General features: G+C 35.3%; 9 protein-coding genes, 2 tRNA genes and 3 rRNA genes. 6 read left to right on the top strand and 8 right to left on the bottom strand.

What is annotated here, in order from left to right:
• The first annotated feature begins 487 nt into the window (after positions 1–487).
• The 5 genes from ACFQ0R_RS06865 (at position 488) to rrf (ending at position 5,766) form a co-directional block, all read left to right on the top strand.
• Positions 488–2,011 (top strand): 16S ribosomal RNA (locus tag ACFQ0R_RS06865).
• Positions 2,012–2,129: 118 nt separating this feature from the next.
• Positions 2,130–2,203 (top strand) — tRNA-Ala (locus tag ACFQ0R_RS06860).
• Positions 2,204–2,351: 148 nt separating this feature from the next.
• A tRNA-Ile gene (locus ACFQ0R_RS06855) sits at positions 2,352–2,425 on the top strand.
• 262 nt (positions 2,426–2,687) lie between these two features.
• Positions 2,688–5,532: ribosomal RNA gene (locus ACFQ0R_RS06850) — 23S ribosomal RNA — on the top strand.
• Positions 5,533–5,657: 125 nt separating this feature from the next.
• Positions 5,658–5,766 (top strand): 5S ribosomal RNA (rrf, locus tag ACFQ0R_RS06845).
• Together the 16S, 23S and 5S rRNA genes with 2 tRNA genes alongside form the textbook arrangement of a ribosomal RNA operon.
• A 118-nt stretch (positions 5,767–5,884) precedes the next feature.
• On the opposite strand, the gene ACFQ0R_RS06840 is transcribed toward rrf, so the two are convergent.
• Genes ACFQ0R_RS06840 through tsaD form a run of 6 tightly spaced genes read right to left on the bottom strand, consistent with a single transcriptional unit; the run spans position 5,885 to position 10,553 of the window.
• Positions 5,885–7,081, bottom strand: a complete 1,197-nt coding sequence (locus ACFQ0R_RS06840) for an SAM-dependent methyltransferase (RefSeq protein ID WP_379657642.1) — start codon at positions 7,079–7,081, stop codon at positions 5,885–5,887.
• Positions 7,059–7,565: a TrmH family RNA methyltransferase gene (locus ACFQ0R_RS06835; protein WP_379657641.1), complete on the bottom strand. Its 507-nt coding sequence runs from the start codon at positions 7,563–7,565 to the stop codon at positions 7,059–7,061. Before ACFQ0R_RS06835 ends, ACFQ0R_RS06840 begins: the two co-directional genes overlap by 23 nt.
• Positions 7,562–8,206 (bottom strand): DUF4159 domain-containing protein, encoded by a 645-nt coding sequence (locus tag ACFQ0R_RS06830; RefSeq protein WP_379657640.1) that lies wholly within the window; start codon positions 8,204–8,206, stop codon positions 7,562–7,564. Before ACFQ0R_RS06830 ends, ACFQ0R_RS06835 begins: the two co-directional genes overlap by 4 nt.
• Positions 8,203–8,904 (bottom strand): 16S rRNA (uracil(1498)-N(3))-methyltransferase, encoded by a 702-nt coding sequence (locus ACFQ0R_RS06825; RefSeq protein ID WP_379657639.1) that lies wholly within the window; start codon positions 8,902–8,904, stop codon positions 8,203–8,205. The genes ACFQ0R_RS06830 and ACFQ0R_RS06825 overlap by 4 nt, the downstream gene beginning before the upstream one ends.
• On the bottom strand, positions 8,904–9,518 hold the full coding sequence (locus ACFQ0R_RS06820; RefSeq protein WP_379657638.1) for a peptidylprolyl isomerase: 615 nt from the start codon (positions 9,516–9,518) through the stop codon (positions 8,904–8,906). Before ACFQ0R_RS06820 ends, ACFQ0R_RS06825 begins: the two co-directional genes overlap by 1 nt.
• A 9-nt stretch (positions 9,519–9,527) precedes the next feature.
• Positions 9,528–10,553: a tRNA (adenosine(37)-N6)-threonylcarbamoyltransferase complex transferase subunit TsaD gene (gene tsaD, locus ACFQ0R_RS06815; protein WP_379657637.1), complete on the bottom strand. Its 1,026-nt coding sequence runs from the start codon at positions 10,551–10,553 to the stop codon at positions 9,528–9,530.
• A gap of 113 nt (positions 10,554–10,666) precedes the next feature.
• Here tsaD and ACFQ0R_RS06810 point away from each other — a divergent pair, with 113 nt between their 5' ends.
• Complete coding sequence (locus ACFQ0R_RS06810) at positions 10,667–15,112, top strand: translocation/assembly module TamB domain-containing protein (protein WP_379657636.1); 4,446 nt, start codon at positions 10,667–10,669, stop codon at positions 15,110–15,112.
• Here ACFQ0R_RS06810 and ACFQ0R_RS06805 read toward each other — a convergent pair.
• Entirely contained in the window at positions 15,105–16,829 is a 1,725-nt protein-coding gene (locus tag ACFQ0R_RS06805; RefSeq protein WP_379657635.1) for a sodium:solute symporter family protein, read from the bottom strand. The two genes, ACFQ0R_RS06810 and ACFQ0R_RS06805, sit on opposite strands and share 8 nt — an antisense overlap.
• Before the next feature lie 5 nt (positions 16,830–16,834).
• Complete coding sequence (locus ACFQ0R_RS06800) at positions 16,835–17,218, bottom strand: Rid family detoxifying hydrolase (protein WP_379657634.1); 384 nt, start codon at positions 17,216–17,218, stop codon at positions 16,835–16,837.
• Between the last annotated feature and the right edge of the window lie 5 nt (positions 17,219–17,223).

The raw sequence follows: 17,223 nt of genomic DNA, 5'->3' as shown, positions 1-17,223 counted from the left end.
TATAAAAAACCTGACAAAAGGTTTGGTTTGAATAGGAAAAGAGTTGTAGTTTTGCGCCCCGCTAATTGAGGTATTGAGGAAGTTAACAAAAGGGTAAGATAGGGGTAACATTTATTTTATTTTTCTTGTGAGAAGCTAAATTAAGTTTTAGATTTGCAGTCTTCAAAAATCGGTTATATAAGTTCATTAAAATAGATTAAATTTTTTTTCAAATTTCACTTGTTATATTAAAAATAAGTATTAGTTTTGCATCCGCTTAGCGAGGCAGGCTAGGGAAAGAGATAAGAGTTTAAAGCTTTTGATTAAGTTTTAATCGACAAAGAATTAAAAGTTCATTGACATATTGAATTGACAATTATAAGTAAGAGATTACTTATAGAATTAGAAACATTTAAAGATTAGACTAATTGTAACAGATTAGAGTTAATTCCTGAGAATACAATTTTAGAATTGAATTCATTTAGACGTTAAAGACATATAAGATTTAACGATGAAGAGTTTGATCCTGGCTCAGGATGAACGCTAGCGGCAGGCCTAACACATGCAAGTCGAGGGGTAACAGGGTGCTTGCACCGCTGACGACCGGCGCACGGGTGCGTAACGCGTATACAATCTACCTTATAGAGGAGAATAGCCCAGAGAAATTTGGATTAATGCTCCATGGTATTATCGACTAGCATTGGTTGATAATTAAACATTTATGGCTATAAGATGAGTATGCGTTCTATTAGCTTGATGGTAAGGTAACGGCTTACCATGGCAACGATAGATAGGGGTCCTGAGAGGGAGATCCCCCACACTGGTACTGAGACACGGACCAGACTCCTACGGGAGGCAGCAGTGAGGAATATTGGACAATGGGAGCAATCCTGATCCAGCCATGCCGCGTGCAGGAAGACTGCCCTATGGGTTGTAAACTGCTTTTATACAGGAAGAAAAAGGTGTACGTGTACACTGTTGACGGTACTGTAAGAATAAGGATCGGCTAACTCCGTGCCAGCAGCCGCGGTAATACGGAGGATCCAAGCGTTATCCGGAATCATTGGGTTTAAAGGGTCCGTAGGCGGGACAATAAGTCAGTGGTGAAAGTCTGCAGCTCAACTGTAGAATTGCCATTGATACTGTTGTTCTTGAGTGCTTGTGAAGTGGTTAGAATGAGTAGTGTAGCGGTGAAATGCATAGATATTACTCAGAATACCGATTGCGAAGGCAGATCACTAACAATTCACTGACGCTGATGGACGAAAGCGTAGGTAGCGAACAGGATTAGATACCCTGGTAGTCTACGCCGTAAACGATGGTTACTAGCTGTTCGGACTAATTGAGGTCTGAGTGGCTAAGCGAAAGTGATAAGTAACCCACCTGGGGAGTACGTTCGCAAGAATGAAACTCAAAGGAATTGACGGGGGCCCGCACAAGCGGTGGAGCATGTGGTTTAATTCGATGATACGCGAGGAACCTTACCAGGGCTTAAATGCAGTTTGACAGGGGTGGAAACACCTTTTCCTTCGGGCAAATTGCAAGGTGCTGCATGGTTGTCGTCAGCTCGTGCCGTGAGGTGTCAGGTTAAGTCCTATAACGAGCGCAACCCCTTTGGTTAGTTACCAGCATGTAATGATGGGGACTCTAGCCATACTGCCAGTGTAAACTGTGAGGAAGGTGGGGATGACGTCAAATCATCACGGCCCTTACGTCCTGGGCTACACACGTGCTACAATGGTAGGGACAGAGAGCAGCCACTGGGTGACCAGGAGCGAATCTACAAACCCTATCACAGTTCGGATCGCAGTCTGCAACTCGACTGCGTGAAGCTGGAATCGCTAGTAATCGCATATCAGCCATGATGCGGTGAATACGTTCCCGGGCCTTGTACACACCGCCCGTCAAGCCATGGAAGCTGGGGGTACCTGAAGTCGGTCGCCGCAAGGAGCCGCCTAGGGTAAAACTAGTAACTGGGGCTAAGTCGTAACAAGGTAGCCGTACCGGAAGGTGCGGCTGGAATACCTCCTTTTTTAGAGTATTGCATCTGATAAGATGCAGTAGACGTTTAGAGAAAGGGAATTAATTAAGCTTTGATCAAGAATCAAGAAGGATAAGCTTTAATGTTTCTAATTGTCAATTTAATATTTGGGGGATTAGCTCAGCTGGCTAGAGCGCCTGCCTTGCACGCAGGAGGTCATCGGTTCGACTCCGATATTCTCCACAATTAATAACTTTTAAAGTTATNATTGCATCTGATAAGATGCAGTAGACGTTTAGAGAAAGGGAATTAATTAAGCTTTGATCAAGAATCAAGAAGGATAAGCTTTAATGTTTCTAATTGTCAATTTAATTATTATTATAAAGCCTACAGTCTCATAGCTCAGCTGGTTAGAGCGCTACACTGATAATGTAGAGGTCGGCAGTTCGAGTCTGCCTGAGACTACTTTTTTTAGTCTTTAAGGCGTAAGAGAGCAGTGAGTTGATTTAAATTAAAGTTAATCAATTTAATATTTAGGTACAAGGTTTATAATAAGAACGGTAATGTTTAATTGGTTTTAAATATTATGACAAAGAAATTTTGCTTATACATGGTGTAAGTGAAAGATTTAAACGTTCATTGACATATTGAGAATATATAAGAATACGAGAGTAAGAGCATACTTTTTTATAGAGTATGATTAAAATAAATAAATAATTATCGAATAGATAAGCTTATTAAGGGCGTATGGGGGATGCCTAGGCTCTCAGAGGCGACGAAGGACGTGACAAGCTGCGATAAGCTGCGGGGATTAGCACATATGAATTGATCCGCAGATTTCCGAATGGGGCAACCCACTATACTGAAGGTATAGTATCCGACATAGTCGGAGGCGAACCCGGTGAACTGAAACATCTAATTAGCCGGAGGAAGAGAAAACAATAGTGATTTTGCTAGTAGCGGCGAGCGAACGTGAAACAGCCCAAACCAGTACTGTTACGGCAGTGCTGGGGTAGTAGGACTACGATATCAGATTATTGATTGAACCTAAATATTTTGGAAAGGATACCCATAGAAGGTGACAGGCCTGTAGGGGTAAGATTAATAATTTGTAGTAGTATCCTGAGTAGTGCGGGGCACGAGAAACCTTGCATGAATCAGCCGGGACCATCCGGTAAGGCTAAATACTACTGAGAGACCGATAGTGAACCAGTACCGTGAGGGAAAGGTGAAAAGAACCTTGAATAAAGGAGTGAAATAGACCCTGAAACCATACGCTTACAAGCGGTCGGAGCCCCGATATCTATCGGGGTGACGGCGTGCCTTTTGCATAATGAGCCTACGAGTTACCACCGTTAGCAAGGATAAATAATTCAGTTATGGATCCGTAGCGAAAGCGAGTCTGAATAGGGCGCCAAAGTTAGCTGTGGTAGACGCGAAACCGTGTGATCTACCCTTGGGCAGGTTGAAGCTGTGGTAACACATAGTGGAGGACCGAACCCGTTGACGTTGAAAAGTCTTGGGATGACCTGAGGGTAGGGGTGAAAGGCCAATCAAACTCGGAAATAGCTCGTACTCCCCGAAATGCATTTAGGTGCAGCGATTAAATAGTTTTATAGAGGTAGAGCTACTGATTGGATGCGGGGGCTTCACCGCCTACCAATTCCTGACAAACTCCGAATGCTATAAAATGTTTTTAATCAGTGAGGGCATGGGTGCTAAGGTCCATGTCCGAGAGGGAAAGAACCCAGAGCATCAGCTAAGGTCCCAAAATATATGCTAAGTTGAACAAACGCGGTCAGACTGCTTAGACAGCTAGGATGTTGGCTTGGAAGCAGCCATTCATTTAAAGAGTGCGTAACAGCTCACTAGTCGAGCGGTCAGGCATGGATAATAATCGGGCATAAGCATATTACCGAAGCTATGCTTTTATAGATTAATCTATAAGAGGTAGGGGAGCATTCTAATCAGCGCAGAAGGTGTACTGTAAGGTATGCTGGAGCGGTTAGAAAAGAAAATGTAGGCATAAGTAACGATAATGCGGGCGAGAAACCCGCACACCGAAAGACCAAGGATTCCTCAGCTATGCTAATCAGCTGAGGGTTAGTCGGGGCCTAAGGCGAACCCGAAAGGGGTAGTCGATGGACAAGCAGTTAATATTCTGCTACTTGCTTTAAATTAAAAGAGACGGAGAAGGAAATCTAGTGCGTACTGACGGAATAGTACGTTGAACCATCTGTAAGGATGGGATAGTACACCAAAGCTACGGTGGCGGTGATAATCTAGAGGCCGTTCTTCCAAGAAAATCAATTAAAGCAACCCGTACCGTAAACCGACACAGGTAGTTGGGATGAGAAATCTAAGGTGCTCGAGAGATTCATGGCTAAGGAACTAGGCAAAATGGGCCCGTAACTTCGGGAGAAGGGTCGCCCTACTTCGGTAGGGCCGCAGTGAAGAGGTCCAGGCGACTGTTTATCAAAAACACAGGGCTCTGCTAAATCGAGAGATGCAGTATAGGGCCTGACACCTGCCCGGTGCTGGAAGGTTAAGAGGAGATGTTAGCTTCGGCGAAGCATTGAATTGAAGCCCCAGTAAACGGCGGCCGTAACTATAACGGTCCTAAGGTAGCGAAATTCCTTGTCGGGTAAGTTCCGACCTGCACGAATGGTGCAACGATCTGGACACTGTCTCAGCCATGACCTCGGTGAAATTGTAGTATCGGTGAAGATGCCGATTACCCGCTGTGGGACGAAAAGACCCCGTGAACCTTTACTATAGCTTAGTATTGACTTTGGATAAGTGATGTGTAGGATAGGTGGGAGACATTGAAGCGGCCTCGCTAGGGGCAGTGGAGTCATTGTTGAAATACCACCCTTTACTTGTTTGAAGCCTAACCCCGCATAAGTGGGGGACATTACTTGGTGGGTAGTTTGACTGGGGTGGTCGCCTCCAAAAGAGTAACGGAGGCTTCTAAAGGTTCCCTCAGTACGCTTGGTAACCGTGCGTAGAGTGCAATGGCATAAGGGAGCTTGACTGAGAGACCTACAAGTCGATCAGGTACGAAAGTAGAGCATAGTGATCCGGTGGTTCCGCATGGAAGGGCCATCGCTCAAAGGATAAAAGGTACTCCGGGGATAACAGGCTGATCTCCCCCAAGAGCTCACATCGACGGGGGGGTTTGGCACCTCGATGTCGGCTCGTCACATCCTGGGGCTGGAGAAGGTCCCAAGGGTTGGGCTGTTCGCCCATTAAAGTGGCACGCGAGCTGGGTTCAGAACGTCGTGAGACAGTTCGGTCTCTATCTACAGTGGGCGTTAGAAATTTGAGTGGATCTGACTCTAGTACGAGAGGACCGAGTTGGACAAACCTCTGGTGTATCTGTTGTTCCGCCAGGAGCATAGCAGAGTAGCTACGTTTGGAAGGGATAAGCGCTGAAAGCATATAAGCGCGAAACCCACCACAAGATGAGATTTCTTTAAAGGATCCCCAAAGACGATGGGGTTGATAGGTCACAGGTGTAAAGGCAGTAATGTCATAGCCAAGTGATACTAATTATCCGAAGAGCTTATCTATGAGACAATTATTATTAAATAAATCATTACTTTACTAAAGAGAGTTATGTAATTACAATTTACTTCTTATATATTTTTAAGTATGTCAAGATATTAGATCTCACATCTATTGTGAGATTAAGACTTAAGGTGGTTATAGCAACGGGGCTCACCTCTTCCCATTCCGAACAGAGCAGTTAAGCCCGTTAGCGCCGATGGTACTACATACCGTGGAAGAGTAGGTCGCCGCCTTCCTTATATTAAAACCCTTAATTACCTAACGTAATTAAGGGTTTTTTATTTACAAGAATTTTAGTTTTAAAACCCTTACCACAACTTTTTACAAAACCAATTTAGTATTTTAGCTATAGACTTAAAGTTTGGAAGCTTCTATAACTCTATTACCATCAATAGTCTTAGAAAAAATTAAATAATCTTTATCTCCTCCAATTTTACAATTCAATTTGTTCTGAATCTTTGAAGTCGTAATTTTAATATTCTTACATATGATATTTATATACTTACCCTTGTAATTTCGCTTAAGCTTCTTAAAATTAATTGATTCATTATTTTTTACTATGTAGGTTTTACCTGGGAAGCTATTAATTTTAGAATTTGAAGTATAAAAATTTGTATTTTTTTCTATTTTACTTAATTTATATTTTGAAGCCATACTGTCATACAATCCAGATTTCATTACACTTGAATTAAATTCATAAAGATATTTTTGACAATTATTTAAGCTAATATCATTATGATTCAGCCCTTTATCTAATGTTGAGTAAGAATATTTTTTACCTGAATCGTAGTTATACATTTTAATAACCCTACTATTTACTTCCCTCCAATCAATTATCCAAAGTAACTCTTTCACATCATTTTTAATCGATATAATATGCAATTCCTTTATTCCAGATAATTCCTTGTATCCCATTTCAATATCATACATTGGAGAAGTTTTAATCATTAAATTTTGAGACTTATTTCCAAATAATAGTTTATTTTTTAAAACATTAGGCAATGAGTCCTTTAGAAGAAATACTTTTTGATTTTCATTTCTCCGAGACGGATCTATGTAAATCCAATTGTATTTGTTATTAGTATCTTTTAAATATTCAAGAGAATCTCGATTGATACATAGAATATTATTAGCTGATAATCTTTTAAAGTTAAACTTAGCTATTTTAAATAACTCGCTATTAATTTCAATGTATGTAATTTTATCAATTTTCTTTGAAAAGTAATAATCATCAATTCCAAAACCACCAGTCAGATCAATAAGAGTATTTCCCTCTGTTATTTTTGCTTTGTGAAGAGCTGTGATTTCTGAAGATGTTTGTTCTAAATTGACTTTAGGAGGATAAATTATTTTAGGATTTTTATACCAGGTAGGTAATTTTTTTTTTGCTTTTTTCTTTCCTACTATTTGATTTACTAAAAAATTTATATCTAAAGATTCAAATGGACTCCCTCTTAATACTAAACTTGTCACAGGTGTATGAATGTTTTCTTCAATAAATTGAATTACCTTGGTGTCGGCTAATTTTTTATATCTTTCTTCTAAGTTCATATAGAGCAATACCTAAGGTTTGTGAGACATTCATACTTGAATTCTTTCCAAACATTTTAATATGATAGACTTTATCAAGTTGTTGAAGGACATTTTTATCTATCCCTGATTTTTCATTTCCCAAGACCAAAAGGATTTGATCTGTTTTAATATCACCTAATTTTGTGACATCACAACTGTTGGCAGTAATTTCTAAACCAACTTTTGGTCCTTTAAAATCTTCAAAGACTTTTTGATAGTTTTCATAAAATATAACATTCAAATTTTTCAAAGTAGACCTAGATGTTCTTTTAAATCGATTACTATTTAAGTCTTTTTTATTTTCTTCTCTTATCCAAATGGTTTTCACATTAAAAGCATCGGCATTTCTAAAAATACTACCAAGATTTGCAGGACTATCTATTTGATCCAATAAAATGAATATTTCCAGTTTTGATAAGTTTTCAAAACCGACCTGATGATGATTTAGTTGTTCATCTTTCATTTTGTAAAGGCGTACTTTATAATATTGGTTCCCATTTTAAGAGCTTCAAGTCTTATTTCTTCTGGATCCCCATGTACCGAAGGATCTTCCCATCCATTACCCAAATCACTTTCATAAGTGAATAAAACCATCAATCTTCCTTTATCGTCTTCGATACCAAAAGCTTTGGCTGGTTTTCCATCGTGTTCATGAATTTTCGGTAGACCATTCTTAAATTTATATTCATTTCCAAAAATAGGATGGCTACTAGATAATTTAGTAAGTCTTCGATTAGGAAATACTTTTTTAATTGCTTCCCTAAAATAAGGTTCTAATCCATAATTATCATCAGCATGAAGAAACCCACCACTTAGTAAGTAGTTTCTCAGATTTGATGCTGCTTCATCTGAAAAATGGATATTCCCATGGCCTGTAAGATGTATAAATTGATAGTTGAAAATTTGAGGATCATCAGGTTTTACTTCCTTTACTGTTTTGCTGATTTCGCTTTTTGTTGCTTGATTAGTAAATTTCACAAGGTTTGGCAGAGAAGTAGGATTGCTGTACCAATCTCCACCTCCTTCATATTTTAATAGAGCTATTTCTTGAGCAATTGAACAGTTGAAATTAATAATAAAGAAAAAAAGAATAATTAATCTCATAAGGAATGAATCAAATTTACAGTGTGACATGCTACAATACCAGCAGTTTCAGTTCTTAATCTAGATTCAGAAAGGGATATGGGGTTGAAATCTTTAGATAAAGCTAAACCAATTTCAGATTGAGAAAAATCACCTTCCGGACCAATCATAATTAAATTATTCTCAGCTACAACTTTAGAAAGTTTTTCTTTTGGCCCATCTTCACAATGCGCAATAAACTTAGTATTATTTAAATCTGAATAAATAAATTCAGAAAATGATGTCAATTTATTCAATTTTGGTAAAAAAGTATTTAAGGATTGCTTCATTGCAGCCTGAAGAACTTTCTCGTATCGTTCTTGTTTTATTATTCTTCGCTCGCTATGTTCACATAAAATCGGTGTGATTTCCTGTATTCCTATTTCTGTAGATTTTTCTAGAAACCATTCAAATCTATCATTGGCTTTAGTTGGAGCAATTGCAATATGAAGATTGTTTTTTGGTAAAACTGATTCTTCAAATTTCAAAACTTCAACTTCGCATTTTTTAGGATGATTACTTTTAATAATTCCTTCAGCAAGTAATCCTGAACCATTTGTTATTAATATTTTATCGCCGATATTCTTCCTAAGCACTTTAGAAATATGTCTACTTTCTTCAGCATTTATAGTTATTAATTGAGAAGAGGAATCAAAATTTGGCTCGTAAAAAAGTTGCATTATTTTAGGGTTTCTAAAACTAAAATTTCTTCAATAAGTTGTGGTGAATAACTTTTTAAAATAAGATAATACCATTCTTGATCTACCAAATCCACTTTAAAAGTTTCATTTGCAGCTCTTATACTTGATAAGGCTGCATTCTTAAAATCTTGAGGAACACTATTACTTTTGAACCATCCAGAATCTCCACCTCTGTTTCTATTCATATCCATTGAGTAACGCTGAGCTAATTGTTCAAATTTGTACCTTTTATTCATTTTTAAAATGCGATTTCTTAAACCATCTAAATTTTCATAGCTCATTTCTTTTCCATCAAAAAAAATATAATTTATTCTATAGTGTTCAACAGCTTTCTTTTTTAGAATTTTAAGTTCTTTCTTCTTTCGTCCTTTTAAAATTAAGCTCTTACCTTCATTTAATTCAAAAAGTTTATTTGCTAAATTTGAATGATGTTTTTCTTTATTGAAAATAGATAAAGTTCCTTGTGATTTAAAATCTGAAATTTCTTCATCTGAATAACCGAAATCTTTGTAAAGATCCTGATTATGTCTAAATAAATTATTTTGAGAGAAAAGTTGAAAATTTACGAAGATTAAAAGTAGAATTATTTTCATAATTATTGATTAAATTGAATATCTAGCTTTTGAAGCTGTTGCTAGATCTGTAAACTGATTTTTTGAATACTTTAAATAACCTACTATTCCAATCATTGCAGCATTATCTGTGCAATATTCAAATTTTGGAATAAAAACATTCCAGCTAGAAGTTTCTCTTTTTTCTAAAAGTGCTTTTCTTATTCCAGAATTAGCAGAAACGCCACCACCAATGGCAACTTGATTAATACCTGTTTCTTTGACAGCTTTTGTTAACTTTGACATTAGAATATCAACAACTTTTCTTTGAAATGAGGCACAAAGATCTTCGATATTCTCAGAAATGAAATTTGGATTTTCTTTAGCCTGTTTTTGAAGAAAATAAAGAACTGAAGTTTTTAAACCACTGAAACTAAAATCTAAACCTTTCACTTTAGGTTTTGCAAATTCAAATTTAAACGGATCACCAAATTTCGAAAGTTTATCAATTTCAGGGCCAGCAGGGTAAGGAAGGTTTAGCATTTTACCACATTTATCAAAAGCTTCACCTATAGCATCATCTAAAGTTTCTCCAATTACTTCCATTTGAAAATAATCTTTCACTTTCACTATTTGTGTATGGCCCCCACTTATGGTTACTCCTAGAAATGGAAATTTTGGTGTTTCAGTTTCCTCATCATTTATAAAATGAGCAAGTAAATGAGCTTGCATATGATTTACTTCAATTAATGGGATACTTAAAGCAAGGCTCAGAGATTTTGCAAATGAACTACCTACGAGCAAAGATCCCATAAGTCCAGGTCCTCTTGTGTAGGCTATAGCAGATAAGTCATTTTTATTGATCTTAGCTTTTTTCAGAGCTTGGTCAATCACTGGCACAATATGTTGTTGATGTGCTCTGGAAGCAAGTTCTGGTACAACTCCACCATATTCTTTATGAACCTGCTGCGTTGCCACAATATTACTTAGCACTTTATCGTTACAAAATACAGCTGCCGAAGTATCATCACAAGAAGATTCAATTCCTAATATGTAAACGTTCTTCTTATTTGTCATCAATTAAATATACATCTTAATACTATAAGCAAATCTAAATAAATTTGTGGCTTCACAGAAAGCATTTAGGATTAGTATTTGATATATCTTTGAAAAAAAATACAATAGTTAGAGTGCTTAAATCCCTTTGGAATTTTATTAAGAAAATAGTTACAGCCGTAATATTGATATTATTACTCATCGTACTTGTTTTTTTGATTCCCCAAGTCCAGACTTATTACGGAAATAAACTTACAAATATCTTTAATGAAGCTTATGAAACTGACCTAAATGTTAGTAGGCTGAGTATTAACTATAAGGGAAATATCGTCTTAGATGAGCTGCTTTTAAGAGACGATTATGAAGACACTATCATCTATACTAAATCTCTATCGACATCTTTAATAAACCTTGCGAATATTTCTGGCAAAAATCTTCATTTTTCTAATACTGAAATTGATCAACTAAGGTTTAAACTGAAACAATATCGAAATGAAGAAACTGACGAGTTTACTAAATTTATTGATAAGCTAAATGACACTACTACAACTTCAGGTCAACCATTTCAGCTCAAAATAAATAGAGTACTTGCTTTTGAAAGTGATTTTGTTGTCATAAACGAAAATATAAGTCAAGAACCTACTTTTTCAATTAGTGATTTAGATTTCAATATATCAAATTTTAAATTACTTGGACCAGACCTAAATCTTAACCTCAGGAGAATGTCGGGAATTCTCAAACAAGGGATTCTGGTGGAAGATTTTAAGACAAGATTTTCTTATAGTCCAAGTCGTATGAATCTTGAAAATTTTATGCTTGAGACTCCATACTCTCATATTGAAGGAGAACTAGAGTTTAATTATGAAAGAGAAGATCTAAAAGATTTTTTTGATAAGGTAAACGTTGATGCAAAATTTAATAATTCATTAATTTCAAGTACAGATTTACGTCGTTTCTATGATGGTTTTGGTTACTCTCAGGAGTTAAATATAACAGGTATAGCTTCGGGTCAACTCAATGATCTTGACTTGAATTCACTAAATATAAAAGGAATCCAGACTACAGAAATAAATGCTGATATTAAGCTTGAAAATTCCTTTGGTAATTCTCCTTTCAAGATGAAGGGTTCTTCATTGGACATGTCGACTACTTACGAAGATCTTATTGCTCTTTTTCCAAGAGATTTAGAAAAAAATTTACCGATTTATTTTAAGCAATTTGGCTCTACAAATCTTAAAGGGAAAATAGAATTATCAAACGACGAATTATTTACAGTTATGGATTTAAATTCCAAACTAGGCAAGGCTTCTTTAAATTTAAATTTTAAAGATTATCAAAGTCCAGAAACTGTTAAATATACTGGGTTTTTGGATGTAGTCGAATTCAATTTAGCATCCTTTCTAGGGATTAAAACTCTGGGAAATACCACCTTCAGTTTAAATGTGAATGGTTCAGGATTTACTAAATCTTCACTTAATACCTTAGCAGAAGGAACTATAAATTCTATTGAAGTAAATGATTACGAATACAAGAATATAAGACTCAATGGTAATCTAAAAGCTCCTTATTTTGACGGGAAATTAGAAAGTCTGGATCCAAATTTTCTCTTTTCTTTTGAAGGACTTTTGGACGCTTCAAGAAAAGAGAACACCTATAATTTTAATGCTGATATTGATTATGCTAACTTATCCAAGTTGAATATTGTAACACGTGATACAATAGCAGATTTTGAAGGCAAATTGAGAGTTGATCTTGAAGGAAATTCATTGGATGAACTAAGTGGTAAACTCAGCTTCAATTCTTTTAAATATGAAAATGCTTATGAAACTTATAATTTCGAGGATTTAATCATTCAATCATATTTCGATAAAAATAAACAAACTATAAGTATTGATAGTCCAGATGTAGTAAGTGGAAAACTGGATGGTGAGTTCAAATTAACTTCTTTACCACAACTTTTTTCTGATGCTATTGAAAATTTATATTTCAGAAGTAAAAAAGATTCTAGGTTTAAAAATCAATTCGTAGATTTTAATCTCAATATTTACAATAAAATTGTAGAAGTATTTTTTCCCGAAATTGAAGTTGCTCCAAAAACCTTCATAAGAGGTAGTATAGATGCAAATGCAAATGATTTTACATTAAATTTTAGATCTCCTCATCTTAATATTTATGAAAACTCACTTGACAATATTAATATCCAAATAGACACAGACAATCCTTTGTATAACTCATATGTTGAGATTGAAAGTATTATCACTTCATTTTATGATATTTCAGATTTCAATATGATAAATGTAAACCTTAAAGATACGCTGTTCGTTAGGACTGAATTTAAAGGTGGAAAATTGCTAAAAGATAATTTCAACTTAAGCATTTATCAAACATTGAATAGTGATGATAAATCTACATTTGGATTTAAACGTTCAAGTATTGTTTATAACGACAATTTATGGTTTATTAATAGAGATTCTGATAAGAAGAATAAAGTAGAGATAGAACGTGGTTTTCAAAATTTCAAAGTAGACTCCTTAAAAATTACAAGTGGAAAGCAATCCATTCTTTTGGATGGAATTTTAAGAGACTCAACTTTTAAAGATTTGGAGCTAACCTTTGATAAGGTGGAACTTGCAGATATTGTACCAAAACAAGATAGCATCAAGTTTGCTGGATTATTGGATGGAAGACTGGATGTTTTCCAAAAAAATAATTTATATGCTCCAAACCTAGATATAACAATTGAAGATTTTAGATTTAATGAGGTGGAATATGGTCAGTTTTCATTGGTAGCAAATGGAAATAAGGATTTAAGTTCCTTTGATTTGCTTTCAGAATTGAAATTGAGTAATGATTTATTATTTAAAGCAGAAGGATCTATATTTTCAATCAAAAATGAACAATATTTTGATGTTGATGTTAATATTAATGAATTTGATTTAAGCTCATTAAGTGTTTTTGGTGAAGATGTTCTTTCTAATATTCGAGGGTTTGCTTCTGGTAATGTAGACGTATCTGGCAAGCTTAATAATCCGTTTTTCAACGGAGAGATATTTTTAAATAAAGCGGGAATCAATGTTCCATACTTGAATATTGATTTTGATTTTGATGAAAATTCGAAAATTCAGTTTAAAGATAAAAACTTTTATTTTGACAATATTGGTCTCACTGATGTTAAATACAAAACGAAAGGTTTACTAAATGGTAATATTAGCAATCAAAATTTTAGTGAGTGGTATTTAGATTTAAATATTAGTTCAAATAACTTAGTTGCTCTAGATACTAAATTTAATGAAGGTGATCTTTATTATGGAACTGCATTTATCGATGGAACAGCTTCAATAGCTGGACCTACAGATGAAATAGAAATAAATGTGGATGCCATTACTCAGAAAAATACAGTTTTTAAAATTCCATTAGATGATTCTGAATCTTTAGGAGATAATTCTTTTATTTATTTCCTAAGTTTAGAAGATAAACTTTCCAAGGAAGCTGGTAGGAAGATAGAATTGAAGGAGGTAAAAGGACTTAGTCTCAATTTTGACCTGGATATAACTCAGGATGCTGAAGTAGAAATTGTTGTTGATCCTGAAAGTGGCAGTAGCTTGAAAGGAAGAGGAGCGGGGACACTTTTGATAGAAATCAATACAAATGGAAAATTCAATATGTATGGAGACTTTGTTGCTTACGAAGGTGAATACAATTTCAAATACTCTGGTTTAGTTCAGAAGCGATTTGAGGTAGTTCCAGGCTCAAATTTAACTTGGAATGGAGATCCTGTGAGAGCAAACATCGATGTACAAGCAAAATATGTGACTGAAGCTAATCCTGCGATTTTACTTGAAAACCCATCAGTCAACCGTGAAATTCCTGTAGAAGTTCTCATAAATTTAACTGGTCAAATAATTCAGCCTGATATAGAATTCAGTTTAAATTATCCTAATTTATCATCAGTAGTAAAAAGCGAGCTAGAGTATCGAGTTCAAGGTAGAGAGAATACAGAACTTCAGGCTTTATCTCTGGTAACTCAAGGTACTTTTTATAGTCAAGCAGGTCTTGGACAAAATGCCATAACTGGTAATTTAATAGAAAGAGCGTCTGGCATTGTGGATGATATTATTTCCAAGGAGGATAACAGATTTAAACTTGGACTAAATTATCAACAAAATGACAGAAGTCTTACTCAAAATAATCTCGCGGATAGAGTGGGGCTTTCCATCAAAACAAAGATAAGCGATAGAGTTTTGATCAATGGTAGATTTGGAGTTCCAGTAGGTGGAGTTACAGAATCTGTTGTCTTTGGTGACGTAGAGATTAATTTTCTCTTGAATGAAACAGGAAGCTTAAGAGCAAATGTATTTAATAGAGAAAGTGATATTCAGTTTATTGGAGAAGAATTGGGATACACTCAAGGAGTTGGTCTATCCTATACAGTAGATTTTGACTCCTTCAAGGAGTTGATAAATAAAATTTTAAACCAAGAAATCACTAAAGAAGAAAAGAAAAAAACGGAAAAGAAAGATGATAATTATATCAAGCTACCTTCTTATATCAATTTCCCTTCAAATAGAGGTTCTAATTAATAATTTTTTTCCAGTAAAATATTAGAAGTAATATTGACATTACGCATATTGCTGTAGATACTACAAAAAGAGTAATGTTATTATAAATGAGATATCCTGTAGCGAATAATGCAGAATAAACTCCAGCAACACCAGCTACAAAACCAATTATTTTATACTTAAACCCATCAAATTTTTGGTTATTATCAAAGACTTTTGATTCAAAAGATTCGATTGTTTCTTTTGATGATGGTTTAGTTAGTAAAGTAACTCCAACCCATATAAAAGTTGTTATCAATACCCCTATAACAAGCTCTATGTGAGATTCTATTTGCCAAATATTATTTGTTTTTCCAACAAAAAATATAACTGCAATTATAAATGACGAAAGCATGGCGGCTATTTCACTATATGGGTTTATTTTATACCAAAACCATCTCAGTATAAAAAGAAGACCTGTACCAGCTCCAATTTGTAATAATAAGTCGAAGGCTTCTTTTGCTTCTTCTAGTACAAGAGCTAAAAGAGCAGAAAAAATCATCATTAACAAAGTGGAAAGTCTACCTATTAATACTTTATTACCTTCAGAAGCTTCAGGCTTTAAAAACCTAACATAAAAATCGTTCACAACATAACTACTTCCCCAATTGAGATGCGTAGAAATTGTACTCATAAATGCAGCAATCAAAGATGTCACAACTAGACCCAAAAGTCCTGCAGGGAGATATGAAAGCATAGCAGCGTAAGCTAAATCATTTTTAATAAACTCTTGATTTAGGTCTGGAAAAGCAAGAGCTAAACTCTGCAGATCAGGGAATAAAACTATAGAAGCTAGACCGATTATTATCCAAGGCCATGGTCTTACAGCGTAATGTACAACTGTAAAAAGTAGAGTGGCAAGAGTTGCATGTTTTGTGTTTTTGGCAGCTAGCATGCGCTGAACAATATATCCACCGCCACCTGGCTCGGCACCTGGGTACCAAACACTCCACCATTGTACAGCCAAAGGCACGACTAGGATAGGAATAAATACGTTAGGTTCTGAAAAGTCTGGAAAAATGGAACTTTTTGCGTTTACTTCAGGAACTGATAGTAATTCTTGTAAGCCACCTATTTCGGGCATTTCTACAATATAAATAGTCGCCCAAATGCTTCCAGTGATTGCGATAGCAAATTGAATAAAGTCTGTAAGAATAACACCTTTAAGACCTCCAAGCATTGAATATAAAACTGTAACTGAGCATGAAATCACTAAAGATTCCACAGCAGAAAAATTAAACATCACATGACCAATTTTTATAGCTGCCAAACAAACAGTAGCCATAATAACAATGTTGAAGAATACTCCTAAATAAATAGCTCGAAACCCTCTTAAAAATGCTGCACTTTTACCGCTATAACGAAGTTCATAGAATTCTAAATCTGTACTGATTTCACTCTTTCTCCAGAGTTTGGAATAGAAAAATACAGTAAGCATTCCCGTAAGAAGAAAACTCCACCAGACCCAATTTCCATAAACTCCATCATTTCTTACTATTCCTGCTACAAGTCCAGGAGTATCTGCTGCAAATGTCGTTGCAACCATTGATATGCCCAGCAACCACCAAGACATATTCCTGCCAGATAGAAAGAAATTCTTTGCATTTTTACCACTGGATCTTGAAGCATAAATACCAATTCCAAGGCTTATTGCAAAAAAGGCTATAATGATTACCCAGTCAATGAGGCTTAAAAGCATATAATTTATCCTTGAAAAGCAATAAGGCTAATTTCAACATTCGCATCTTTAGGCAATCTTGCAACTTGAACGGTTTCCCTGGCTGGTGCAGTTTCATCATCAAAGTAAGAACCATAAATTTCGTTGATTTTGGTAAAGTTGTCCATATCAGAAATAAAGATACTTGCTTTAATAACATGTGAAAAATCTAATTTTGCTTTACTTAAGATGGCTTCTAAACTCTTCATAATACGATTTGTTTCGTGCTCTATTGAGTCAAATTCAGTTTCTCCAGTATTTGGATTTATAGCGATTTGACCGGAAGTATAAAGAAAACCGTTTACCATTACAGCTTGATTATAGGGGCCAATTGGAGAAGCAGCATGTTTAGTCTTAATAATTTTTTTCATAATGA

Source organism: Psychroflexus salinarum (assembly GCF_042677225.1).
Lineage (GTDB): Bacteria > Bacteroidota > Bacteroidia > Flavobacteriales > Flavobacteriaceae > Psychroflexus > Psychroflexus salinarum.
The sequence above is the reverse complement of the archived record's forward strand: the minus strand, read 5'-3'. Positions and strand labels throughout refer to the sequence as shown.

Coding starts and splice junctions, on each gene's coding strand:
- tsaD (WP_379657637.1), bottom strand. CDS start 10,553: ATGACAAATAAGAAGAACGTTTACATATTAGGAATTGAATCTTCTTGT.
- ACFQ0R_RS06835 (WP_379657641.1), bottom strand. CDS start 7,565: ATGAAAGATGAACAACTAAATCATCATCAGGTCGGTTTTGAAAACTTA.
- ACFQ0R_RS06800 (WP_379657634.1), bottom strand. CDS start 17,218: ATGAAAAAAATTATTAAGACTAAACATGCTGCTTCTCCAATTGGCCCC.
- ACFQ0R_RS06830 (WP_379657640.1), bottom strand. CDS start 8,206: ATGAGATTAATTATTCTTTTTTTCTTTATTATTAATTTCAACTGTTCA.
- ACFQ0R_RS06825 (WP_379657639.1), bottom strand. CDS start 8,904: ATGCAACTTTTTTACGAGCCAAATTTTGATTCCTCTTCTCAATTAATA.
- ACFQ0R_RS06820 (WP_379657638.1), bottom strand. CDS start 9,518: ATGAAAATAATTCTACTTTTAATCTTCGTAAATTTTCAACTTTTCTCT.
- ACFQ0R_RS06805 (WP_379657635.1), bottom strand. CDS start 16,829: ATGCTTTTAAGCCTCATTGACTGGGTAATCATTATAGCCTTTTTTGCA.
- ACFQ0R_RS06840 (WP_379657642.1), bottom strand. CDS start 7,081: ATGAACTTAGAAGAAAGATATAAAAAATTAGCCGACACCAAGGTAATT.